The 20,653-nt window shown below is 65.6% G+C and carries 21 protein-coding genes and 1 pseudogene; 10 read left to right on the forward strand and 12 right to left on the reverse strand.

Annotation, left to right across the window (positions count from 1 at the left end; genetic code table 11):
• The first annotated feature begins 43 nt into the window (after positions 1–43).
• Both MRBLWO12_RS12295 and MRBLWO12_RS12300 read left to right on the forward strand, forming a co-directional pair.
• Complete coding sequence (locus tag MRBLWO12_RS12295; protein WP_363555861.1) at positions 44–1,006, forward strand: alpha/beta hydrolase; 963 nt, start codon at positions 44–46, stop codon at positions 1,004–1,006.
• Positions 1,007–1,046: 40 nt separating this feature from the next.
• Positions 1,047–2,003 carry a DMT family transporter gene (locus tag MRBLWO12_RS12300; RefSeq protein WP_363555863.1) on the forward strand — a complete coding sequence of 319 codons (957 nt, stop codon included), beginning with the start codon at positions 1,047–1,049 and terminating at the stop codon, positions 2,001–2,003.
• Between the two features lie 73 nt (positions 2,004–2,076).
• On the opposite strand, the gene MRBLWO12_RS12305 is transcribed toward MRBLWO12_RS12300, so the two are convergent.
• The 4 genes from MRBLWO12_RS12305 to MRBLWO12_RS12320 all read right to left on the reverse strand — a co-directional run bounded on the left by MRBLWO12_RS12305 (position 2,077) and on the right by MRBLWO12_RS12320 (position 6,149).
• Positions 2,077–3,459 (reverse strand): M24 family metallopeptidase, encoded by a 1,383-nt coding sequence (locus tag MRBLWO12_RS12305; RefSeq protein ID WP_363555865.1) that lies wholly within the window; start codon positions 3,457–3,459, stop codon positions 2,077–2,079.
• Between the two features lie 72 nt (positions 3,460–3,531).
• Positions 3,532–4,728, reverse strand: coding sequence for an acyl-CoA dehydrogenase family protein (locus tag MRBLWO12_RS12310; protein WP_363555867.1), 1,197 nt, complete (start codon positions 4,726–4,728; stop codon positions 3,532–3,534).
• Positions 4,729–5,062: 334 nt separating this feature from the next.
• Complete coding sequence (locus tag MRBLWO12_RS12315) at positions 5,063–5,656, reverse strand: helix-turn-helix domain-containing protein (protein ID WP_363555869.1); 594 nt, start codon at positions 5,654–5,656, stop codon at positions 5,063–5,065.
• Positions 5,657–5,777: 121 nt separating this feature from the next.
• On the reverse strand, positions 5,778–6,149 hold the full coding sequence (locus MRBLWO12_RS12320) for a RidA family protein (RefSeq protein WP_363555871.1): 372 nt from the start codon (positions 6,147–6,149) through the stop codon (positions 5,778–5,780).
• Between the two features lie 201 nt (positions 6,150–6,350).
• Between MRBLWO12_RS12320 and MRBLWO12_RS12325 the strand changes: the two genes are divergently transcribed.
• Positions 6,351–7,250 (forward strand): N-acyl homoserine lactonase family protein, encoded by a 900-nt coding sequence (locus MRBLWO12_RS12325; RefSeq protein ID WP_363555873.1) that lies wholly within the window; start codon positions 6,351–6,353, stop codon positions 7,248–7,250.
• Positions 7,251–7,437: 187 nt separating this feature from the next.
• Here the strand turns inward: MRBLWO12_RS12325 and MRBLWO12_RS12330 are convergent, their stop codons facing one another.
• From MRBLWO12_RS12330 to MRBLWO12_RS12340, 3 genes and pseudogenes are all read right to left on the reverse strand, one after another.
• Positions 7,438–8,454: a TerC family protein gene (locus MRBLWO12_RS12330; RefSeq protein ID WP_363555875.1), complete on the reverse strand. Its 1,017-nt coding sequence runs from the start codon at positions 8,452–8,454 to the stop codon at positions 7,438–7,440.
• A gap of 26 nt (positions 8,455–8,480) precedes the next feature.
• On the reverse strand, positions 8,481–9,932 hold the full coding sequence (locus MRBLWO12_RS12335; RefSeq protein WP_363555877.1) for a glyceraldehyde-3-phosphate dehydrogenase: 1,452 nt from the start codon (positions 9,930–9,932) through the stop codon (positions 8,481–8,483).
• Between the two features lie 21 nt (positions 9,933–9,953).
• Positions 9,954–10,325, reverse strand: a pseudogene (locus MRBLWO12_RS12340) (CoA ester lyase); the annotation flags it as partial.
• Between the two features lie 99 nt (positions 10,326–10,424).
• Between MRBLWO12_RS12340 and MRBLWO12_RS12345 the strand changes: the two are divergent.
• Both MRBLWO12_RS12345 and MRBLWO12_RS12350 read left to right on the forward strand, forming a co-directional pair.
• Positions 10,425–10,982: an MFS transporter gene (locus tag MRBLWO12_RS12345; RefSeq protein ID WP_363555879.1), complete on the forward strand. Its 558-nt coding sequence runs from the start codon at positions 10,425–10,427 to the stop codon at positions 10,980–10,982.
• Complete coding sequence (locus MRBLWO12_RS12350) at positions 10,975–11,592, forward strand: MFS transporter (RefSeq protein WP_363555881.1); 618 nt, start codon at positions 10,975–10,977, stop codon at positions 11,590–11,592. The genes MRBLWO12_RS12345 and MRBLWO12_RS12350 overlap by 8 nt, the downstream gene beginning before the upstream one ends.
• Before the next feature lie 29 nt (positions 11,593–11,621).
• Here MRBLWO12_RS12350 and MRBLWO12_RS12355 read toward each other — a convergent pair whose 3' ends face one another.
• Positions 11,622–12,563, reverse strand: coding sequence for an aromatic alcohol reductase (locus MRBLWO12_RS12355; RefSeq protein WP_363555883.1), 942 nt, complete (start codon positions 12,561–12,563; stop codon positions 11,622–11,624).
• Positions 12,564–12,670: 107 nt separating this feature from the next.
• Between MRBLWO12_RS12355 and MRBLWO12_RS12360 the strand changes: the two genes are divergently transcribed.
• Positions 12,671–13,054, forward strand: coding sequence for a MerR family transcriptional regulator (locus MRBLWO12_RS12360; protein ID WP_341933413.1), 384 nt, complete (start codon positions 12,671–12,673; stop codon positions 13,052–13,054).
• Between the two features lie 37 nt (positions 13,055–13,091).
• Here MRBLWO12_RS12360 and MRBLWO12_RS12365 read toward each other — a convergent pair whose 3' ends face one another.
• From MRBLWO12_RS12365 to MRBLWO12_RS12375, 3 genes are read right to left on the reverse strand one after another with little or no spacing between them, the layout of a single operon-like run.
• Positions 13,092–13,439: a cupin domain-containing protein gene (locus MRBLWO12_RS12365; RefSeq protein WP_341933412.1), complete on the reverse strand. Its 348-nt coding sequence runs from the start codon at positions 13,437–13,439 to the stop codon at positions 13,092–13,094.
• Entirely contained in the window at positions 13,436–14,842 is a 1,407-nt protein-coding gene (locus tag MRBLWO12_RS12370) for an NAD(P)/FAD-dependent oxidoreductase (RefSeq protein ID WP_363555885.1), read from the reverse strand. The genes MRBLWO12_RS12365 and MRBLWO12_RS12370 overlap by 4 nt, the downstream gene beginning before the upstream one ends.
• Before the next feature lie 29 nt (positions 14,843–14,871).
• Complete coding sequence (locus tag MRBLWO12_RS12375; protein WP_341933410.1) at positions 14,872–15,339, reverse strand: Lrp/AsnC family transcriptional regulator; 468 nt, start codon at positions 15,337–15,339, stop codon at positions 14,872–14,874.
• Positions 15,340–15,439: 100 nt separating this feature from the next.
• Between MRBLWO12_RS12375 and MRBLWO12_RS12380 the strand changes: the two genes are divergently transcribed.
• The 4 genes from MRBLWO12_RS12380 (at position 15,440) to MRBLWO12_RS12395 (ending at position 19,907) form a co-directional block, all read left to right on the forward strand.
• Complete coding sequence (locus MRBLWO12_RS12380) at positions 15,440–16,873, forward strand: gamma-aminobutyraldehyde dehydrogenase (RefSeq protein ID WP_363555887.1); 1,434 nt, start codon at positions 15,440–15,442, stop codon at positions 16,871–16,873.
• Positions 16,874–16,896: 23 nt separating this feature from the next.
• Positions 16,897–17,784 (forward strand): amidohydrolase family protein, encoded by an 888-nt coding sequence (locus tag MRBLWO12_RS12385; protein ID WP_363555889.1) that lies wholly within the window; start codon positions 16,897–16,899, stop codon positions 17,782–17,784.
• Between the two features lie 81 nt (positions 17,785–17,865).
• Complete coding sequence (locus MRBLWO12_RS12390) at positions 17,866–18,669, forward strand: IclR family transcriptional regulator (RefSeq protein ID WP_341933408.1); 804 nt, start codon at positions 17,866–17,868, stop codon at positions 18,667–18,669.
• Positions 18,670–18,722: 53 nt separating this feature from the next.
• Positions 18,723–19,907 (forward strand): 4-hydroxybenzoate 3-monooxygenase, encoded by a 1,185-nt coding sequence (locus MRBLWO12_RS12395; protein WP_363555891.1) that lies wholly within the window; start codon positions 18,723–18,725, stop codon positions 19,905–19,907.
• A 49-nt stretch (positions 19,908–19,956) separates the two neighbouring features.
• Here the strand turns inward: MRBLWO12_RS12395 and MRBLWO12_RS12400 are convergent, their stop codons facing one another.
• Complete coding sequence (locus MRBLWO12_RS12400; RefSeq protein ID WP_363555893.1) at positions 19,957–20,646, reverse strand: substrate-binding domain-containing protein; 690 nt, start codon at positions 20,644–20,646, stop codon at positions 19,957–19,959.
• Positions 20,647–20,653: the final 7 nt, after the last annotated feature.

Here is a 20,653-nt window from a genome sequence, read left to right on the forward strand (position 1 = left end):
CCCCGGCGGACGTGCGTCGTTCGCTTCACCAGAGGAGAATCACATGAACTCACAAGCACCGGTAACCGCAGACGCAGGCGCGTTCCTTGCGATAGTCAAAGACGCCCCGCCTCTTGACACTCAGAGCGCGGCGCAGAACCGTGCCGACCTCGAGCAGGCACTCCCATTGACCGGCGTCGGGGCAGAGGTCGCGCACGTCGAAGATACGGAGATCGCCGGAGTGAAGGTGCGTATCCACGCATACTCCGACGAGCCGAACCAACCGTGCATCGTGTATTTCCACGGCGGCGGCTGGGTCATCGGCGATCCGGACCTCGCGGACTCCACCACTCGTGACCTCGCCGTTCATGCCCAGGCGACGGTCGTCAGCGTCGACTACCGGCGCGCGCCCGAGAATCCGTTCCCCGCCGCGCATGAGGACGCCCTCGCCGTAACGCAGGCGCTGCTCTCAGGCAGCACCGCGCTGCCGATCAATCCGGACGCCGTGGCGGTCGCGGGAGACAGTGCCGGTGGCAATCTGGCAGCAGGCGTAGCGCTGAAGCTACGCCATGCCGACCGCCGACCGGTTCATCAGGTGTTGATCTACCCGAACCTGGATTGGGACATGATCCGCGAGTCCGAGGCGTGGCGCCTCTACGGCGAGGGATACTTCCTCACCGCTCGTGATCTCGAGTACTTCTACGCCAACTACGCGCCGAATGCGGATGGTGCGGATGGTGGTGATCTGCGCCTGAACCCGGGGAAGGCCACAGACCTCGCCGGGCTCCCGAAAGCACTCGTCATCACCGCAGAGTGCGATCCGATCCGCGACAGTGGGGAAGACTACGCGCGACGGCTGAGCGACGCCGGCGTCGAGACGACATGCGTACGTTTTCAGGGACAGGTGCACCCGTTCTTCTTCATGGGCGGGATCATCAAGGATGCGCTTGCCGCACGGCGGTTCGTAGGAGCGGAGCTCCGGGCCACGTTCACCGAGGTGGCGGCGACCACCGGCGCGAAGAGTTGAGCGCGCGCGACGCCGGCCGCCCCCGCCCGCGAGATCGGGCATGAGGAAGGTCGATCGGAAGTTCCCCGTGTGGTTCGCCCTGCTCGGTTCCGGTGTCGCCGGCGTTCTCGTCGCGGTGCAGTCACAGTCCAACGCCGCGTTGAGCGGGGAGATCGGCGACGGCTATCTGGCGTCGTCGATCTCCTTCTGCTCCGGGATGCTCGTCATGCTCACGCTCCTGCTGTTCTCCGCGCGCAGCCGGCAGAGTCTGCGACGCGTTCACGCGCAGGTGAGGGCGGGCGTCCTCCCCGTGTGGACGCTCACCGGCGGGGCATGCGGCGCCTTCTTCGTCCTCGGGCAAGGACTCGCAGCGCCGGCGACGGGACTTGCGCTCTTCACCGTCGGCATCGTCGGCGGACAGGTGCTGGGTGGTTTGCTGATCGACAGGATCGGTATCGGTCCGGGCGGCGTCGTCATGCCGAGCCTTCAGCGAATCATCGGAATGGTCCTGGCCGTCGGCGCAGTAGCCATATCGGTACTGACTGACCCTGGCTCCTTCGATGCTGTCGGCCGACAGGCATGGTTGATTCTCATCCCTATCGCAGCGGGAATCGCCGTCGCGTGGCAGTCAGCGGTCAACGGTCGTTTGCGCATAGCTGCAGATAGCGCTACGACGGCGACGACCGTCAACTTCGCCGTCGGCTCGGCCGTGCTGCTCATCGCGGCCATCGTCTCGGTCAGCCTCCACGGGTGGCCTCAGCATTGGCCGGGCAGCCCGGCTTACTACATCGGCGGGTTCGTCGGCACCCTGTTCATCGGCCTCGCGGCCATCTTCGTACGAACTGTCGGTGTTCTGCTGCTGAGCATGTCGAACGTGGCCGGGCAGCTGTTGGCCGCAATCGTGTTCGAGTCCGCTCTTCCCCTGGCCGGCGGGTCGACACCAGGGCTGCTCGGCGGAGTCGCCGTCGCGCTGTGCGCGGTCACGATCGCCGCGCTGCCCCGCAGAACTGCACGGTGAGCGAGCACTCTGTCTCCGCTGGCGGCGAGGGTGTACCCGTCTTCCTTTCACGGACGTGCAAGGAAGACGGGGCTCAGGCCTGGTCCCGTCCCCAAATCGTGTTCAGGTGCGACTGCGAGTCCCGCTCATTCTTCAACGGTCCACCGACAGCGATGTATCGCGGGCCCGCGATGAGCAACTCTTCGGCCGGGAACTTCGTGATGACCTCGCACCCGGCCGCAGTGACGACGACCTCCTCCTCGATGCGCGCGGCACCCCATCCATCCGCAGATGGCCAGTACGTCTCCAGCGCGAAGACCATGCCCTCCTTCAACTCTTCCGGGTGGTCGAAAGAAGTGAGGCGCGAGAAGATCGGCTTCTCCCAGATCGACAAGCCCACGCCATGGCCGTACTGCAGAGCAAAAGCAGCCTCCTCATCTGCGAATCCGAACTCCTGCGCGGTCGGCCACACCGCGCAGATGTCGGCCGTCGTCGCCCCCGGCTTCACCAGCGCGATCGCGCGATCCATGTACTCCCTCGCGCGCGAATACGCGTCTTTCTGCTGCCTCGAAGCCGACCCGACGGCGAATGTGCGGTAGTAGCAGGTCCGGTAGCCGTTCCAACTGTGCAGGATGTCGAAGAACGCGGGGTCGCCAGGGCGGATGAGACGGTCGCTGAACACGTGGGGATGCGGCGAGCAACGCTCTCCGGAGATCGCGTTCACACCTTCTACGTACTCGGAGCCGAGATCGTACAAGGTCTTGGCGACGAGACCGACGGCCTCGTTCTCGCGCACACCCGGACGAAGGAACCGATAGAGCTCCTCGTAGGCGGCATCCACCATCGAGGCGGCCTGCGTGAGCAACCGGATCTCGTCGTGGGTCTTGATGCGCCGGGCTTCCATGAAGACCTGCTGGCCATCGACGACCGTGATCCCTTCCTTCTGCAGCGCGAAGAGGATAGGTAGCTCGATGACGTCGACTCCCAGCGGCTCGTGAGCAACGCCGAACTTCTCCAACTCCCGCTTGATCTTGCGGGCGACCTCCTCGGCGATTCCCGCATCGGGTGGGAAAGCGCCGCGAAGCGTCGAGATTCCCGCCCTCGCTCCCGATTCCAGGCGCGGCCGCTTCGTGCCCTCATGCGGCGCGTGCGGGTCGGCATCCATCTCAGACGAAGTCACATCGAGCCACGGGTTGTAGAGAGCGTGGTGCTTCGCTGCGCTACCGAAGTCCCACGAGATGGGGTCGGTGTTGCGAGTGAGGAGGCTGAACCGGATCAGCTTGTCCATCGCCCAGGTTCCGATGTGCGTCGATGTCATGTACCGGATATTGGAGAAATCGAATGCCAGCACGGCTCCGAGATCCGAGGACGACAGTTGCTGCTTGAGCCGCCCGAGGCGCTCGTCCCGCAGGCGATCGAAGTCGACGCGCGCCTCCCAGTCGACGCCGTTGGTGCCGGTCGTGCCTGTGCTCTTCATCGAATTTCCTTTTGCGTAGTCGCGATATGCACCACGACCGTGGTTAACCGTAAGTAGACGCGGTTGAGGCCGTCAGACGATCGGAAGGACGAAGCGTGCGTCTTCCTCCCGACCGAAGATCACCTTTCCGAACGCCTCATAGCCGCTCGCTCCGAGGGTGTGACCGTGGCGCGACGCCGTGGCCTGGTCGCGCCAGATCCTCTGGAGCGGAGACACATCAGCGAAGCCGCCAGACCCATGCGCCGTCATGAGGTCGTGGATCATGTCGGTGATGGTCTCGACCACCCACGCGGCCTTGGCGCGCATCTCGATGCGCTCGGCGTACGGTGCGTAGTACCCCGTCTCCGTCGCCTTGTAGATCTCGTCCGCGACCTGCGCGGCGACGAGCTCGGCGGCGACGAGGTCGACCGTCGCCTTGGCGATCGCAGTCTGGAAGAGGACGGAATCCGCCTGCTTCGCGTAGCCCGTGTAGGCGATCGGCTTGGTCTCGGCCTTCTCGATCACGAGGTCGAGAGCCGCGCGCCCCATTCCCAGGTGCGGGCCGATGAGCTTCATGAACAGCGAAGGCACGAAGATCGTCTTGTAGGTGGGCTCCGGATTGTCACCGAGATACCCGCCCTCGACGGCTGCCGTCAGCGGGAAGACCCGGTGCGCGGGAACGAACACGTCGTCGGCGATCTGCATCACGCTCGCCGTCGACTTCATACCGGCGACGAACCAGTTGTCGTCGTAGGTGAGTTCCGACGTCGGGATCAGCGCGAGTCCGGCATCGACGACTTCACCCGCGTCGTTCTTCAGCGGGATGCCGAGCAGCGACCACGTGGCGTGCATGCTGCCGGTGCCGTAGCCCCACTTGCCGGTGACACGGTATCCGCCTTCGACGGGCTCCGCCTCAGAGGTGGTGGCGAGCACGATCGAGATGAACGAATCGAGACCGTCGCCCCATACGTCCTGCTGCGCGCGCTCGTCCATCAGGCTGAGCACCCAGGCACCGGAGTCCAGGATGCCGTCCACCCAGGCCAGGCTTCCGTCACCACGACCGATGGCTCTGGCCACGGCGTGGGCCTCGCGCGTGTTCGCTGCGAGTCCGCCGAACTTCGTCGGCGCCGAGATGCTGAAGGCACCCGTCGCGGCGATTGCCTCGAACACCTCGGGCGAGATGCGGCGGGTCTGATCAGCCTCGCGCCCGCCTGCGACGAGCTGAGGTCGCAACTGGTCGATCTTCTCGACGATCGCTGCGATTTCGGGCCTGATTGCTGTCGTTGCCATGGAGCTCTCCTCGTGGCGTCGCGGTCGGCTGTTCCGGCCTGGCTGATGCGTTCACCAACAATGACCTAAGAGTATTCACATGTCAAGTGTCACTGAACACTTGACAGGTGTCGACCATCCGCCAACGCAATCAACCCGAACACGCAGGGCGCGGCATGAAGGCCGACACCTCGGGCCGCCCTCTTCCTTCGCATTCACGGCCGAGCACGGCACGGGCATCGAGACCGGAGGGGGGTCGGCTGATCGACGATCATGAGCATGGGAGACCCCGCAACCGCATGAGCCCGAGCCGCTCAGCGAACGTGCGAGAGCGATGTGCAGCTCGAAGGCGGGCTCAGACGCTGGTGGTCTCGTGTCTTCCGAGGACGAACCAGACGCCGCGCGCCGTGACCGCCCCCCGGTTGGCCAACAAGTGAGGACGCGAAGATTCGAAGTGAAGCGAGTCGCCGGGCGAGAGCTCGTAGGTGTCGAAATCGAGCTGAAGCGTCAAGACACCTTCCAGCATGTATCCGAATTCGACTCCGGCATGCCGCATCAGCTTTCCCTCGACCGAACTGGCCGCCCCGGGCTCATAAGTGATGAGCAACGCCTCAACCGCGCCCCCCTGTGGCATCGCGAGACGCTCCCAGCGCACGCCGTTCTCCATCTCGATCACCGCGCCATCACCGGCTCGCTGCACATCCAGGCGGGCGAGAGAGGAGGACGCATCTCGCGAATGCCCAGAATTCATGCCGAGCAGCTCATCGGCTGACACTTCGAGCAGATTGGCGAGCGCATACAGCGTTGCCACCGAGGGCTGAGACTTGCCGGTCTCGACCTGTGAGATGAGGCTGGGCGACACTCCGAGAGACTGCGCGACACTTCGGAGGCTCAGACGCCGCGACTGTCGAGCTTGTCGCAGGCGCGTGCCCAGTTCATCGGCAGCCACAATAGATCTCCGTTGCCTCGTTCGTGCGATGAGGCCACACTATCGCCATACGTCTCACAGTCGTGCAACGCCACTGCACAGACTTTCCGTCGATGCAGCCGAGATCTTCGGACTGCCGAGTTCACACGGCAGCTATTGCGTCGATCTCGATCACCGCTCCGCCGTAGAGCGAATGCACACCGACCGCAGTGCTCGCAGGAAGCTGATCCGGATCGAGGATCGAATCACGGACACGTCGGTAGGCCTGCAGCTTCTCCTCGTCGAGATGCTTGATGTAGACGTTCACACGCACCAGGTCCGCAAAGGTCGCGCCGCCTCGGTGCAGAGCCTCTTCCAGCGCTCCGAAGGTCAGCCTGATGGAATGCTCGTCATCTTCGGGATACGGGGCATACACCCCCGACACATACAGGAGCCCCGTGGCCGTGTCCAGAACGCTGTCGGATATCCCCGGGACCACAGGGGCGGGAATCCGTACAAGCCGATCAGTAGGCATCTTCTCTCCACATCCTCAGGGCGACGGCAAGGTCGGGAGGACTCGGCGATTCGGCCCTCTCCTGCGCCGCTGCGTCGACGTTACCGTCTGATTAAAACTATTGCAATCGTTTGTAATTCTGGGTACACCTAGGGGGACTGCTCAATCCGTGCAGCATCGCCCACTCTCGCACGAAGCCCGAACCCGCGAAGGACCCCCATCATGAGCGAACGCAAGACCGACTATTCGATCTACTCCCTCGAGTTCTGCCAGGGCACCATGCCCCACGACTTCTTCGGAGGCTCCGGCCTCTACAGCAACGCGGGAACAGTTCGGATCCCGATGCTCTACACCCTCCTCATCGGCGGAGAGGTCGGCGGCAAGCAGCACGTCGCACTCGTGGACTGCGGCTTCCGCAACGACTACTGGCTCGACCGCTACCCGTTCCAGAGCTGGGAGAGCCCCGCCGAAGTCCTCGCGAAAGTCGACCTCACCCCCGAAGACATCGACGTCATCCTCGTCTCCCACATGCACTTCGACCACATGGGCAACTTCGAAGCATTCCCCAACGCCCAGCTCTACGTCCAGTTCGACGAATACGTCGGCTGGTCCGAAGCCGTGGACCTGGCTAACCAGATGCCGACCGACGCCGACCGTGCATGGATCTTCTCCTCATTCGACCCCACCGACCTGACCCGCGCAGCCAAAGGAATCGCCGACGGACGCATCCGCTTCGTCAACGGCGACGAGGAACTCCTCCCCGGCGTCACCGCACGCCTGGCCCGTGACTCCCACACCTTCGGATCCCAATGGTTCAAGGTCGAGACCCAGAGCGGCCCCTTCGTCGTCGCCGGAGACACCGTCTACTGGTACTCGAACGTCGAGAAGATGTGGACCCCCGGCTACGGCCAGGGCAACGACTTCAACCTCATCAGGCTCTACAAGACCCTCAAAGAAGAACTCAAAGACGAAACCAGCCGCATCATTCCCGGCCACGATATCGACATCGTCCAGCGCTACAAGTCCTGGACCACCGACAGCGGCAACTACGTCATCGAAGTCAACACACGCGAGAACGAAGCCTCCCGCGCACCCGCCAACGCCGGCATCCTCCTGACCTGATCCGACAGATGAGGTAGTCCGCGCTTGCACCCGACAACGTGTGCAAGCGCGGTTCCGTCTTCAGCGTCGAGAGCGTTGCTGAACGCGCGACGCCGCTTTCGATCCGAGGTTTCGGATCAGGTATCCGGAAGAACTTCTCGGCGACATCGATGCGATCCACCCGATGCTCGACACGCTCGACCGCGCCTCAGTCCGACGTGAAGTGCGCGACCTCGTCGGTGAGGCGGTGTCCGCGCTTGGCTGCGTCGCGTCGAGCCTTGATGACGCTCGCCATAGTCGATACTGCCATGGCTGCGACGATGACACCGAGAGATGTCCAGGTGTTGATCTCAGGCGCCCAGTCGATGTGCTCGCCGCCGTTGAGGAATGGGAGCTCGTTGACGTGCATGGCGTGGAAGACGAGCTTGACGCCGATGAAGGCGAGGATGAACGCGATGCCGTATTTGAGGTACTCAAGCCGTTCGAGCAGACCTCCGAGGAGGAAGTACAGCTGGCGCAGACCCATGAGCGCGAAGACGTTGGCGGTGAAGACGATGAACGGGCTCTGCGTGATCCCGAAGATCGCGGGGATGGAATCGAGCGCGAAGAGGAGGTCCGTGGTGCCGATGGCGATGAGGACGATGAGCATCGGCGTGAAGTGCTTGTGGCCGTTCTCGGTCACCTTCAGCTTGATGCCGTTGTACGTGTCGGTGATGCGGATGCGCTTGCGCAGCGCGCGGACGATGAAGCTGTCGGAGTCGTCGTCTTCGTGGTCACGCAACTGCTGGATAGCAGTCCAGACGAGCCATGCGCCGAAGATGTAGAAGATCCAGGAGAAGTTCTCGATGAGCTGTGCGCCGAGGAGGATGAAGATGCCTCGCAGGAGCAGCGCGATGATGATCCCAATCATCAGCACTTCCTGCTGGATCTTCTTCGGTACGGAGAAGCGGGCCATGATGATGACGAAAACGAACAGGTTGTCGATGGAGAGGCTGTACTCGGTCAGCCATCCTGCGAGGAACTGCCCTGCCCACTCCCCGCCCGCGAAGTTGAGCATCAGCAGGGCGAACACGAGCGCAAGACCGACGTAGAGGCTCACCCACAGCGTGGCTTCCTTCATGGAGGGTACGTGCGGGCGTCGAACGACGATGAGCAGGTCGATGATGAGGATCGCGACGAGGGCGACCATCGAACCAATCTCGAAGAGAGGGGGCAGTTCAGGCATCGGAATGCTCCTTGTCTGGTCCGCGCCTATGCGGGGAGGGTCTCGGCCAGCACGCGCTCGCGTGCGGGGATGACGATGGGGTGGATGCCGGCCATGCGTTCGAGGACGCGCACGACCTGGCAGCTGTAGCCGTACTCGTTGTCGTACCAGACGTAGAGGGTGAGGTTGACTCCGTCAGCGATGGTCGCGAGCCCGTCGACGATGCCGGCGCGGTGGGAGCCGACGAAGTCGGTCGACACGATCTCCGGTGATTCGACGTAGTCGATCTGCTGGCGCAAGGGCGAGTGCAATGACACTCGGCGCAGATAGTCGTTGACCTCGTCGCGAGTGACCTCACGCTGCAGGGTGAGGTTGAGGATGGCGAGGGACACATCCGGGGTGGGCACGCGGATGCTGGATCCGGTGAGTTTTCCTTCCAGCTGAGGAAGTGCTTTCGCGGCGGCCTTCGCGGCGCCCGTCCCGGTGATGACCATGTTCAGGACCGCGGAACGTCCTCGTCGGTCGCCCTTATGGAAGTTGTCGATGAGGTTCTGGTCATTGGTGAACGAGTGGACGGTCTCGACGTGTCCCCGTGCGACGCCATAGGCATCGTCGAGTGCTTTCAGCACAGGAGTAATGGCGTTCGTCGTACAGGACGCCGCGGAAAGGATCCGATCCGCAGGCTGAATCGTGTCGTCGTTGATGCCGTGGACGATGTTCTTCAGCGGCGTCTTGCCGGGCGCCGTGAGGAGAACGCGAGACGCGCCGGGACTGGAGAGATGCTGCGCCAGGCCCTCGTCATCACGCCAGCGGCCAGTGTTGTCCACGACGACCGCGTCGTGGATGCCGTAGCTGGTGTAGTCGATGGCGGCGGGGTCGTCGGAGTAGATGACCTGCACGCGCACACCGTTGGCGATGAGGACGCTGGCCTCGTGGTCCACCGAGACGGACCCGGCGAACGGGCCGTGGACGGAGTCGCGCAAGAGGAGGCTGGCGCGCTTGTCGAGGTCGTTGTCCGATCCGCGGCGCACGACGATGGCGCGAAGCCGCAGTCCGTGCCCGTTGCCGGCCTGGGCGATGAGGATGCGAGCGAGCAGTCTGCCGATTCGGCCGAATCCGTAGAGGACAACGTCCGTGCTTCCGGTTTCGGTGGCAGGGATCTCAGCAAACAGCGCACTGAGGACGTCAGTCTCAGACGCCGCGACTGCGGCGGCGACGCGGGCGGTGTCGACCGAGGATGGCGCCGGCGCTGCGGCAAGGAGAGCCTCGAGGACGGAGGCGCTCTGCTCCAGAGCGATGGCGGGGTGCCCCATGCCGGTCGCTCGGTCGTGTGCGGCGATGACGCCAGTCGCCGAGAGGTTGATGAGGTGATGTCCGTGGATGGATGTCACCACTCCGTGGTCCCGGTAGAGCTTGCCGATGAGAGGGATGAGGTTCTCGGCGACCTCTTCGCGACGGACCCAGCTGTTGCGGTGGGATTCGAAGGCGGATTCGGTCACGGCTGTTCTCTCGGTCTGGCGTCAGTCGATGCTGAGGCGGAAGGCGTGTGCGAGTTCGGTGATGCGTTGCGCGCGTCCGAGGCGCGGAAGGTCGCTGCCGTCGCGGACGACACCGCCCCGGCTCTCGAAGTCGGCGAGGAAGCCGCGAGCCCAGACGACATCGGACCGAGATGGGCTGAAGGACTCGTTGACGACGGTGGGCTGTTCATCGAAAAGACAGAGCTTTCCCGTCATCCCCAAGGACACTCCGACGGCGGACTGGTCTCGCAAGAGCGCATGCCCCGGCATGACGGTCGGGCCGTCGATGGGTCCGGGCAATCCGCCGATGCGGGAAGCGACGACCAGGCGAGACCTCGGGTACGCCATAGCGAGGTCGTCGGCACTTGCTCTTGTAGCTGACGGCGATGTCGAAGGCGCTCGTCGGATGGCCTTCCAGCACGTGATTGACGCGCGGGACGAGGCGCTGCGCGCTATCGGCGCGAATCTGGATCGATGAAGCCGTTCGGGCGTCTGTCGCTCGCGTCGCTTCTGCTGCATTCGGCGCTGATCCAGGCCGCCATCTTCCTCATCCGTCCTACCGCTTCGTATCGAGCACTGGAGCTGGGGGCGCCGCCAGCGGCGCTCGGCGCGATCGGGGCAGCGTTCGCCGTGCTCCCTCTCCTCTTCGCCGTACCCGCGGGCCTTCTCGCTGACCGCATCGGCTCTCGGCCGATGATCCTCATGGGATCCGTCGTCACACTTGGTGCGGCAGTGACATTCCTCTTCTGGGGCGGCGACCTCGTTGGCCTGATAGTCGCGACAGCGGTCCTCGGCGCCGGACACCTGGCGTGTATCGTCGGCCAGCAGAGCGCGGTTGCCAACACCTCGCGAGGTGGGCGGCTGGACTCGATGTTCGGCTACTACACGTTCATGGCTTCGCTTGGTCAGGCCGCCGGACCGTTGCTGATCCCGCTTGTCGGGGGCCACGGGCTTACGCCTTCGACGAACGCCCTGCAGCGCGGGAGTGTGCATCGCGGGTGCGCTCGTCGTCTTCGGTGCGCTGATGCGTAACGCGAAGTCCGAGAAGTCCTTGAACCGCGCCACCGACGGCAACACGTGGTCGATCCTCCGAACCCCAGGCGTCGCCCGGGCTATCGGCACGAGCGCGCTCATCGTCGCAGCCGTGGACCTCACCGTGGTCTACATCCCGGCGCTGGGCATCGAACGGGAGATGACCGCCGCATCCGTCGGCGCGTTGCTCACCATCCGGGCGGTCGCGTCGATGCTGTCCAGGCTGTTCCTCGGTCGTGCCGCCGCGCGCATCGGGCGAGCCCGGCTGATGGGGGTGAGCATCGCCATGGCCGCTATCTCGTTCCTGATCCTCGCCACCCCCGTGCCCGAGTGGGCGATCTTCGCCACGATGGTCACTGTCGGCCTCGGCCTCGGGGTCGGACAGCCGCTGACCATGTCCTGGGTGACGGAGCAGGTCCCACCCGGGCGTCGGGGAACAGCCCTTGCGGTGCGCCTGGCCGGGAACCGGTTGAGCCAGGTCGTGCTCCCGTCCGCAGTCGGATCTCTCGGCAGCATCGCGAGCGCCGGCGCCGTGCTGGGAGTGACGGGCCTGCTGTTGGTCGGCACTTTGGTGCTGATCGGGACCGTGCGTTTCGATGAAGACCCCTAGCTCCGCCAGCGTGATGCGTATGCCGCCGGTCAGGGGACCAGGTTGGCCCTTACCCACTCGCGGAGCGTCGTCGTCCTGATTTCCTGACGGGCATTGTAGGTAGTTGCCTTATCCCAGGCAACACCGCGCCCCTGCGCGAAGGCGGCACGATACTTCCGCGTCATATCATGAGGGTCGTCGGCGAGTTCCTCCATGAGCTGAGATTCCGACCACACCCTCAGCGCGAACGGATGTCCGAGCGCGTCCCCGAGCGTCTCGGCGACCTCTCCGTAGGTTACGGTGTCGCCGGCGATGTAGACGATCTCATTCTGAATTCGAGGTTCAGCGAAGAGGATCTCTGCGGTGAGCGCACCGATATCCTCCGGCGTCGTCACGGTGACGGCGGTCTCTGCTGACCCGAGTGCGTTGACGGTGCGACTGGGCAGATCAACCATCCCCGAGCCGGGTTCAAAGAGGTAGTTCATGAACATGCCGGTCGAAATGATCACCCACTCGGTCTCTTCCTGCGACCGCAGGAGGTCTCGGACATCGAGTTGCGAGTCGAAGATATCCTGGGGGCTTCCGCGACCGATGACATCGAAGTCCACGCCGAACTGCCAAGGGAAGTACCGGGGTACTTTCGCCGCCAGTGCCGCGTGGGCGACCTTCATGGGAGCGTCGAGGCCCGCGGTGATCCCCGTGCATCCGATGACGGTGTCGTACCGGGTGAAGATGCTCACAAGCTCGTCGATCGTGTTCTGCACCAGGTCGCCGGGAACAATACCTATCCCCAGATCGCGAATCTCGGCGAGATCGCGCTGCTTCGCCGGTGCCCCGGAATCGATTGTGGCGGGGCGGAGCAGAACGTCCACCGAGGAGCCTGGGACATCGATGGCGCGGCGCATGACGTTCCGCAGCACGGGCATGCCTAGCTCTCCTGCTCCGATTACGAGAATTTTCCTGGACTGGCCGTCCCACTCATGTCCTGACATCAGTGCTCCTTTCCTTGCGTCTCGCGTGTCGAGGCGCCTGCATCCAAAGAGCGTAAACTTTGACACTAGTGTCAAGGTCAAATCGGGATCGGTAGAGGAGAGTGAGCATGAAGATCAGCGAAGCCGCGGCCAAGGTCGGGGCGCCTGCAAGGATGCTCCGCTACTACGAGCAGCAAGGCCTCATCGCGGCCTCGCGCTCAGGGAATGGATATCGCGACTACTCGGAGGAGCAGGTCGAGCATGCCCGCCACGTCCGGGCTCTGGTTGAAGCCGGTCTTTCGACACGCATGATCAAGATCGTCCTGGATATCGAGGCACCGCTCGAACGACAGCAGGCGGTTTCGTGCAGCCGTGCGTCAGCCGAGGACCTGGCCCGGGAGTTGCGTGTGGTCGAGAACCGCATCTCGTGCTTGGAGAAGAGCCGCGATGCCGTGATCCGCTACCTTCGAAGCTCGGAACATTCTGACGTGCTAGCCTCCTTCGCGCGATGAAGGAGATCATCCTGCAGATGCGAGCCGCATGATGCTCTCAGCAGATGTACACCTTGCGCAGGGTCTCGGTGACCGTCCACACGGTGCGTTGCCCTTCGGTCAGATACACGATCGATCCAGGACCGACTTCGATCGCGGTGAGCGGAGGCTCGACGAAGTCGATGCGCGCATGACCGGCCAGCACGACGAAAACTTCGTCGACCTCGATGTCCGATGCCGTGCCGGGCGTCATCTCCCAGATGCCGACCTCGATCTCACCGAGGGCAGCCAGCGCACGCGTGGCGGTCGTCGGCTGACCGAGCACCACCTCGTCGACAGGCAGCGGCTCGTGCACGAGCGGTAGTGCCGCGGCATCCACTCCCGCCCCGGCGGCGAGCAGGCTCACGAGTCGAATCCCATGCCGACGGCGTCGAGCGTCCGGAGGAAGAGGTTGCGCTTTCCCTCGTTGTGATCGGCGCGGTCCATCGCGGCGCGCACGAGGTTGATGCCGATCGCGGCGGCGGGCTCCGGCGGGAACGGGATGGGCTTCTCGCGCACCATCGCCAGCTCCGTGCGTTCGGTCTGCTCTCCCGAGAGTTCGTCGAGCATGACGTCGGCGGCGAACCGGGCGGCGCCGACGCCGAGCCCCGTGAAGCCGGTCGCGTAGGCGACCCGTCCCCGGCGGGCGGTGCCGAAGAAAGCGCAGAACCGGCTCGACGAGTCGATGGCGCCCGCCCAGCGGTGCGTGAAGCGCAGCCCTTCGAGCTGCGGGAACGTCGTGAAGAAGTGCGAGGCGAGTCTGCGGTGGCTCTCCATCCGGTCCTCGTACTCGGGGCGCACCTTGCCGCCGAAGTGATACACGGCGTCGTAGCCGCCGAAGAGGATCCGGTTGTCGGCGGTGAGGCGGTAGTAGTGGAACTGGTTGGCGCTGTCTGCGAGGCCCTGGCGGTTCGACCAGCCGATCGACGTGAGCTGTTCGTCGCTCAGCGGTTCGCTCATCAGCACGTAGTCGTACACGGGGACGGTCATGAGCCGATTGCGCCTGAGGAGCGACGGGAAGACGTTCGTGGCGAGCGCGACGTCGTCGGCGATCACGCGTCCGCCGTCGCGGGTGACGACGGTCATCGGTCCCGTGCCGTCGCCCTCGATGCCTCGCACGAGCGAGTGCTCGAAGATCTCGACGCCCAGGTCGGCGGCGACCCGCGCGAGCTCGAGGCCGAGCTTCGCGGGATGCACGAGCGCCGTGGCATCGCGGTCCCACGCGCCGGCGAGGAAGGTCGGCGAATGCACTTCGGCCTGCACGGCCTCGCGGTCGAGGAAGCCGTCCTCCTCGCGGAGCCAGTCGACCTGATGACGTTCGACGGCGAGCGTGATCGCGCCGGTGCGTTCGAAGTCGGCATCCATCCCGTATCGCTCCACGGTCCGGGCGATGCCGTCGAGGTTCTCGAGTCCGAGCTCCTCGAGTCGGTCAATCTCCTGCGGCCAGCGGGTCAGTCCGTTCTCGTGGCCGTGCGTGAGGCTCGCCTCGCAGAAGCCGCCGTTGCGGCCGGAGGCCGCCCACGCGATGCGCGACGCCTCGAGCAGCACGACCCGGCGCTGCGGGTCGCGCTCCTTCGCACGCACCGCGGTCCACAGTCCTGCGTACCCGCCGCCGACGATCACGAGATCGGCGGACACCGGGCCGGTGAGCGCCGGATGCGTCGGCCGCTCGACGTCGTCGAGCCAGAAGACGCTCAGCGCCGTCCCCTGCAGAGACGCGTCGATGACGGCATCCGAGGGGCGCTGGCGTTCGAAGACGGTGGTTCCCATGAATCTCTCCTTGTTTCCGGGCCGCGCGGTCAGCGCGTACCCCAGTTGTAGAGGTCTTTGTAGAGGCCGGCGTAGAGCAGGCTCTCGGTGTGGATGACGCCGGGGATGGTGCGGATGCGGGTGGCGATGAGGTCGAGCAGATGGGCGTCGCTCTCGCACACCGCTTCGACGAGGATGTCGTAGGTGCCGAGGGTCACGACCACGTAGGCGAGTTCGGTGATCTCGGTCAGCTGCTCCGCGACCGCACGGGGGTCGCCGGTGACGCGGATGCCGATCATCGACATGCGCTTGAAGCCGAGCTGCATCGGGTCGGTGACGGCGACGATCTGGATGATGCCCGCCTCCGTCATCCGCTGCACGCGCTGCCGGGCCGCGGCCTCGCTGAGCCCGACCTCGCGGCCGATCTCGGCGTAGGGGCGCCGGCCGTCCTCCTGCAGCAGCTCGACGATCCGCTTCGAGATGTCATCAAGGACTGGCTGTTTCGTTGCGGCACTCATGTGATGATATTGACAGCATCTTCCAACATTCGCAACCGATTCCATTGCGTAGCCCCCGTAGAACTTCCGTATTCGCAATATTGTGGCTACTATGACCGTCATGACCACAGAATCCCTGCAGAACTTCATCGGCGGTCGACGCGTTCCCGTGAACGGAGCAGGGCGGATGCCGCTGATCGACCCGGCGACGGAGGAGACGTACGGCGAGCTGCCGGTGTCGGACGCCTCCGACGTCGACGCCGCGTACGCCGCGGCCGCCGCCGCGTTCCCCGTCTGGCGCGACACGACCCCGGCCGACCGGCAGCTGGCACTGTTCCGCATCGCCGACGAGATGCAGGCCCGCGCCGAGGAGTTCGCCGACCTGGAGTCGAAGGACACGGGCAAGCCGCGGGCCAGCCTCGTCGCCGACGAGATCCTGCAGTCCATCGACCAGCTGCGGTTCTTCGCCGGCGCCGCCCGCAGCCTCGAGGGTCGCGCCGCCGCCGAGTACCTCGCCGGCCACACCTCGTTCGTGCGCCGCGAGCCGATCGGCGTCATCGGACAGGTCACGCCGTGGAACTACCCGCTCAACATGGCGGTGTGGAAGATCGCACCGGCGCTCGCCGCCGGCAACACCGTGGTGCTGAAGCCCGCCGAGTCGACCCCGCTGACCACGCTGCTGCTCGCCGAGATCGTGGCCGTGCACACGCCCGCCGGCACTCTGAACGTCGTGCTCGGCGACCGCGACACCGGGGTGGCGCTCGTCGAGCATCCGACGCCGCAGATGGTCGCGATCACCGGGTCGGTGCGGGCGGGCATGGCGGTGGCCCGCTCGGCCGCCGCCGACGTGAAGCGCGTGCACCTCGAACTCGGCGGCAAAGCGCCGGCGATCGTCTTCCCCGACGCCGACCTCGACAGGGCGGCCTCGGGCATCGTCACCGGCGCGTTCTTCAACGCCGGGCAGGACTGCACGGCCGCCACCCGCGTGCTCGTGCACTCCTCTGTGCACGACGAGTTCGTCGCGGCGCTGGTCGAGAAGACGAAAACGGATGCCCGCACCGGTGCACCGCATGAGGAGGGAGTCCTGTACGGGCCCCTCAGCAGCGCGGCCCAGCTCGCCCAGGTGCAGGGCTTCGTCGACCGGCTGCCGCCTCACGCCACGATCGAGACCGGCGGGCGTCACCAGGGAGACGCGGGCTACTTCTTCGAGGCCACCATCGTCTCGGGTCTGCACCAGGACGACGAGGCCGTGCAGAGCGAGATCTTCGGACCGGTGCTCACCGTGCAGGCCTTCGACACCGACGAGGAGGCGCTGGCGATGGCGAACGACGTCCCCTACGCTCTGGCCTCGTCGGTGTGGACGCGTGACCACACCAGGGCGATGCGCTTCTCCCGCGACCTCGACTTCGGGTGCGTGTGGATCAACACCCACATCCCGTTCGTGTCCGACATGCCGCACGGCGGCTTCAAGCACTCGGGCTACGGCAAGGACCTCTCACAATACGGCTTCGACGACTACACCCGCATCAAGCACGTCATGACCGCGCTCGACTGAGCGCGACCCGCCGCCAGACGATCATGATTCGTTACGAGCCAGCCATCGACCTCGAGACGATCTCCGCGATCGACGTGCATGTGCACATCGAGGTCGACAGACACGGACGCACCTCGCTGCCTGATGACCTCTCGAGTGCCGCATCGGAGTACTTCTCTATTGACGGCCCGCGCCCGGACCTCGACTCGGTTGCGAAGTATTATCGGGAGCGCCGAATGGCAGCGGTCGTGTTCACGGTCGGCGCGACGACGCAGTTGGGACACACAGGCATCTTCAGCGAGGAAATCGCCGAGGGCGCAGCGCACAACAACGACGTCCTCATCCCTTTCGGATCGGTCGATCCACGCCTCGGCGCCGCGGCTGTGGATCGCGCACGCCGTTTGATCGACGACTACGGTGTGCGCGGCTTCAAGTTCCACCCCCCTCTGCAGGGATTCGATCCGAGCGACGAAACGCATCACGCGCTTTACGGGCTCCTTGAGGGTGCCGGAGTGATCGCCCTCTTCCACACGGGACAAACCGGCATCGGCGCCGGACTCCGAGGAGGGCGCGGTCTGCGCCTGGGGCTCTCGAACCCGATGCTGCTCGACCCGGTGGCTGCGGACTTCCCCGACCTACAGATCATCATGGCCCACCCGTCCGTGCCCTGGCAGGACGAGGCGCTGTCTGTAACGACCCACAAGCCCAACACCTGGATCGACCTGTCCGGTTGGAGCCCCAAGTACTTCCCCGAGAACCTCGTGAGTCATGCCAACTCGCTTCTCCGTTCCCGCATCCTGTTCGGATCGGACTTCCCGCTCCTCACCCCCGAACGCTGGATGAGGGACGCCGAGAAGACCTCGCTCAAGCCCGAGGTGATGCCGGGGATTCTCAAGGACAACGCGGCGCGACTACTCGGTCTCGCAGACTGACCCCATCGGAAGGAGCACCATGACCACCACCGTCGCCTCCTGCTCTCCCTCGTCATCGGATTCCAGGCCTTCATCAAGCTGATGGCGAATTCTTCGACTGGCGATTCCGTCGTCGCCCGCGTACTCCGTGTCTTGGACACGTTCACACCCACTCGCACGGTCCAGACGCGCAGTGAGATCGGCCGTCGAGCGGGCCTCCCGAGCTCGACCGCCCATCGCATCGTGAACGACCTGGTCGAGAGCGGTGTGCTGGAACGCGACGAGCACAACGGCATGCGGGTGGGTGTGCGCCTGTGGGAGCTGGCGACTCGGTCGTCCGACGCGCTCCGTCTGCGTCAAGCTGCGTTGCCCTCGATGGAGCGGGTGCAGGCGCGGATCGGGGAGCACACCCAACTCGCCGTCAGGGAGGCCGACGAGGCGCTGTTCCTGGAACGCCTCAGTAGCCCCGAGTCCGGAGCGAACATCACCAAGATCGCCGGCCGCCTTCCCCTGCACGCATCATCCTCGGGATTGGTTCTGCTCGCGTTTGCAGATCGCGCGACTCGGGAGCGGGTTCTGAGCCTACCGATGAAGCGTCTGACGAAAAGCACGATCACGGAGAGTTCCGACCTGCGGAGGAAGCTCAACGAGGTCCGCAGTGTCGGGTTCAGCATCGCTCCCGGTTACGTCGAAGAGGTCTCCACAGGTGTCGCAGTGCCCATCCGCGGCGAGCGCGGTGTCATCGCTGCGCTTTCGGTGGTCCTGCCCCGCGACTCCCCTACGGAAGGCCCGTTGGTGGCGATCATTCAAGCCGCGCGAGACATCGAACGCGCGCTCGGCGCTCATCGGCAGCGATCGATCGGATCCCCATTGAATGGGAATCTCGGTGGTGTAGCGCCCCGCTGATTGGAGACTGAGACGGGCCCGCAGGCCTCGAGAATCACGTCAGAGGAGACGACATGCCCGCTCCCAGCCGCACCCGGGTCGCCATCATCGGCGCAGGCCCCGCAGGCCTCCTTCTCTCGCACCTGCTCTCGAGCGCCGGGATCGAGTCGATCGTCATCGATTCCCGCACCCGCGAGGAGATCGAGTCGACCATTCGCGCGGGGATCCTCGAGCAGGGCACTGTCGAGCTTTTCGAGCAGACCGGCGCCTCGACGCGGGCGCGCGCCGAGGGGCACCGTCACGAGGGCATCGAGCTCCGCTTCGCGGGCGAAGGACACCGCATCGACTTCGCGGGGCTGACCGGACGTGCCGTATGGCTGTATCCGCAGCACGAGGCACTGAAGGACCTCATCGCCGCGCGCCTCGCCGACGGTCAGGACCTCCGCTTCGGGGTCACGGCGAAGTCGGTGGAGGATGCCGAGGGCGACCGCCCTCGTGTCGTCGCCACGGACGCGGCCGGCGAGCGGTTCGAGATCGAGGCCGATTTCGTCGTGGGCGCGGATGGCTCGCGCAGCGTCGCACGCGCAGCCGTCACCGGCTCGCGCTCGGGCGGATACTTCCGCGAGTACCCGTTCGCCTGGTTCGGCATTCTCTGCGAGGCACCGCCGAGCGCGGACGAGCTGATCTACTCCAACTCCCCCGACGGCTTCGCGCTCATCAGCCAGCGCAGCGACACGGTGCAGCGCATGTACTTCCAGTGCGATCCCGACGACGACCCCACGGCCTACAGCGAAGCGCAGCTGTGGGAGGAGCTGCAGAAGCGGGTGCCCGGCACCACCCTCATCGAGGGCCGCATCTTCCAGCGCGACATCCTGCGGTTCCGCAGCTTCGTGGCACACCACCTGCTGAGGGGGCGCGTCGCCCTCATCGGCGACGCCGCCCACACCGTGCCGCCCAGCGGGGCGAAGGGCATGAACCTCGCGGTCGCCGACGTGGTCATCCTCGCGAAGGCGCTCCGCGCCCTGCTTCTCGAGAACGACTCCCGTCTCATCGAGGCGTTCCCCGAGACCGCGCGACAGCGCATCTGGAAAGCGCAGCAGTTCTCGTGGTGGATGACGAGCCTGCTGCATGTCGCCCCGGACGCGACCGACTTCGACCGCCTGCGCCAACTCGGCGAACTGCGCACGGTCGTGGAGTCCGAGGCCGGACGCACCTACCTCGCCGAGGCGTATACGGGATGGCCGCTCGCCGGTCTCTGAGCGGGTGCCTCTGCTGCGCCGGCCTCGGCCGGCGCAGCAGGCGGCGTCGTCACGAGGCGGATGCCGCGTGGAAGCTGTGCGCGATCGCGATCGCCGAGGCCTCCGGCGAGGCGAAGAACTCGAGGACCGCACGGGCCGCCCCCGGATCATTAGAGCTCCGCGAGACGGCACCCGAGAACACGGTGTCGATCGCGCAGTCGTCGGGGAGCACCCCGGTCACCCGGATGCCCGGCTGGCCCACGAGCTCGCTGAGCTGCTGGAAGCCCAGATCGACAGATCCCTGCGCCAGCAGCTGCGCCACCGGCACGCCGGGGTGGGCCTGCAGGAGCTTGGGGCCGACGGCATCCGTGAGACCCCATGCCCGGATCATCTCGAGCAGCGCCGTACCGCTCGGCCCTGTCGAGTACCCGACCCTCGCCGCTGAGCGCAGCGCGTCGCGCACGCCGGCCGCATCCGCGAAGGCGGCTTCGTCCGGCCGCTCGGCTCGACCGGCGCCGCCTGCGGGCACGGCGACCGCCACCTGCGAGATCACGAGCGGTGTGAGCGAGTCGTCGTCGACATGCCCCTGGGCGGCGAGGGCGGAAAGGGCTCCGGCGGCGAGGAAGACGAGGTCGAATCCCTCGCCCTCGGCGACGCGTCGGGCGGCCTCGACCCCTCCCGTCGACTCGATGTGCACGCGCGGGAGACCCACCTCGGCCGCGGCGACCGTGAGATCGGCGAGCAGATGCCGGGTGGCCATCGACGAC

The organism is Microbacterium sp. LWO12-1.2, from assembly GCF_040675875.1.
Taxonomy (GTDB): domain Bacteria; phylum Actinomycetota; class Actinomycetes; order Actinomycetales; family Microbacteriaceae; genus Microbacterium.

Coding starts and splice junctions, on each gene's coding strand:
- MRBLWO12_RS12295 (WP_363555861.1), top strand. CDS start 44: ATGAACTCACAAGCACCGGTAACCGCAGACGCAGGCGCGTTCCTTGCG.
- MRBLWO12_RS12300 (WP_363555863.1), top strand. CDS start 1,047: ATGAGGAAGGTCGATCGGAAGTTCCCCGTGTGGTTCGCCCTGCTCGGT.
- MRBLWO12_RS12305 (WP_363555865.1), bottom strand. CDS start 3,459: ATGAAGAGCACAGGCACGACCGGCACCAACGGCGTCGACTGGGAGGCG.
- MRBLWO12_RS12310 (WP_363555867.1), bottom strand. CDS start 4,728: ATGGCAACGACAGCAATCAGGCCCGAAATCGCAGCGATCGTCGAGAAG.
- MRBLWO12_RS12320 (WP_363555871.1), bottom strand. CDS start 6,149: ATGCCTACTGATCGGCTTGTACGGATTCCCGCCCCTGTGGTCCCGGGG.
- MRBLWO12_RS12325 (WP_363555873.1), top strand. CDS start 6,351: ATGAGCGAACGCAAGACCGACTATTCGATCTACTCCCTCGAGTTCTGC.
- MRBLWO12_RS12330 (WP_363555875.1), bottom strand. CDS start 8,454: ATGCCTGAACTGCCCCCTCTCTTCGAGATTGGTTCGATGGTCGCCCTC.
- MRBLWO12_RS12345 (WP_363555879.1), top strand. CDS start 10,425: ATGAAGCCGTTCGGGCGTCTGTCGCTCGCGTCGCTTCTGCTGCATTCG.
- MRBLWO12_RS12350 (WP_363555881.1), top strand. CDS start 10,975: ATGCGTAACGCGAAGTCCGAGAAGTCCTTGAACCGCGCCACCGACGGC.
- MRBLWO12_RS12355 (WP_363555883.1), bottom strand. CDS start 12,563: ATGTCAGGACATGAGTGGGACGGCCAGTCCAGGAAAATTCTCGTAATC.
- MRBLWO12_RS12360 (WP_341933413.1), top strand. CDS start 12,671: ATGAAGATCAGCGAAGCCGCGGCCAAGGTCGGGGCGCCTGCAAGGATG.
- MRBLWO12_RS12370 (WP_363555885.1), bottom strand. CDS start 14,842: ATGGGAACCACCGTCTTCGAACGCCAGCGCCCCTCGGATGCCGTCATC.
- MRBLWO12_RS12375 (WP_341933410.1), bottom strand. CDS start 15,339: ATGAGTGCCGCAACGAAACAGCCAGTCCTTGATGACATCTCGAAGCGG.
- MRBLWO12_RS12380 (WP_363555887.1), top strand. CDS start 15,440: ATGACCACAGAATCCCTGCAGAACTTCATCGGCGGTCGACGCGTTCCC.
- MRBLWO12_RS12385 (WP_363555889.1), top strand. CDS start 16,897: ATGATTCGTTACGAGCCAGCCATCGACCTCGAGACGATCTCCGCGATC.
- MRBLWO12_RS12390 (WP_341933408.1), top strand. CDS start 17,866: ATGGCGAATTCTTCGACTGGCGATTCCGTCGTCGCCCGCGTACTCCGT.
- MRBLWO12_RS12395 (WP_363555891.1), top strand. CDS start 18,723: ATGCCCGCTCCCAGCCGCACCCGGGTCGCCATCATCGGCGCAGGCCCC.
- MRBLWO12_RS12400 (WP_363555893.1), bottom strand. CDS start 20,646: ATGGCCACCCGGCATCTGCTCGCCGATCTCACGGTCGCCGCGGCCGAG.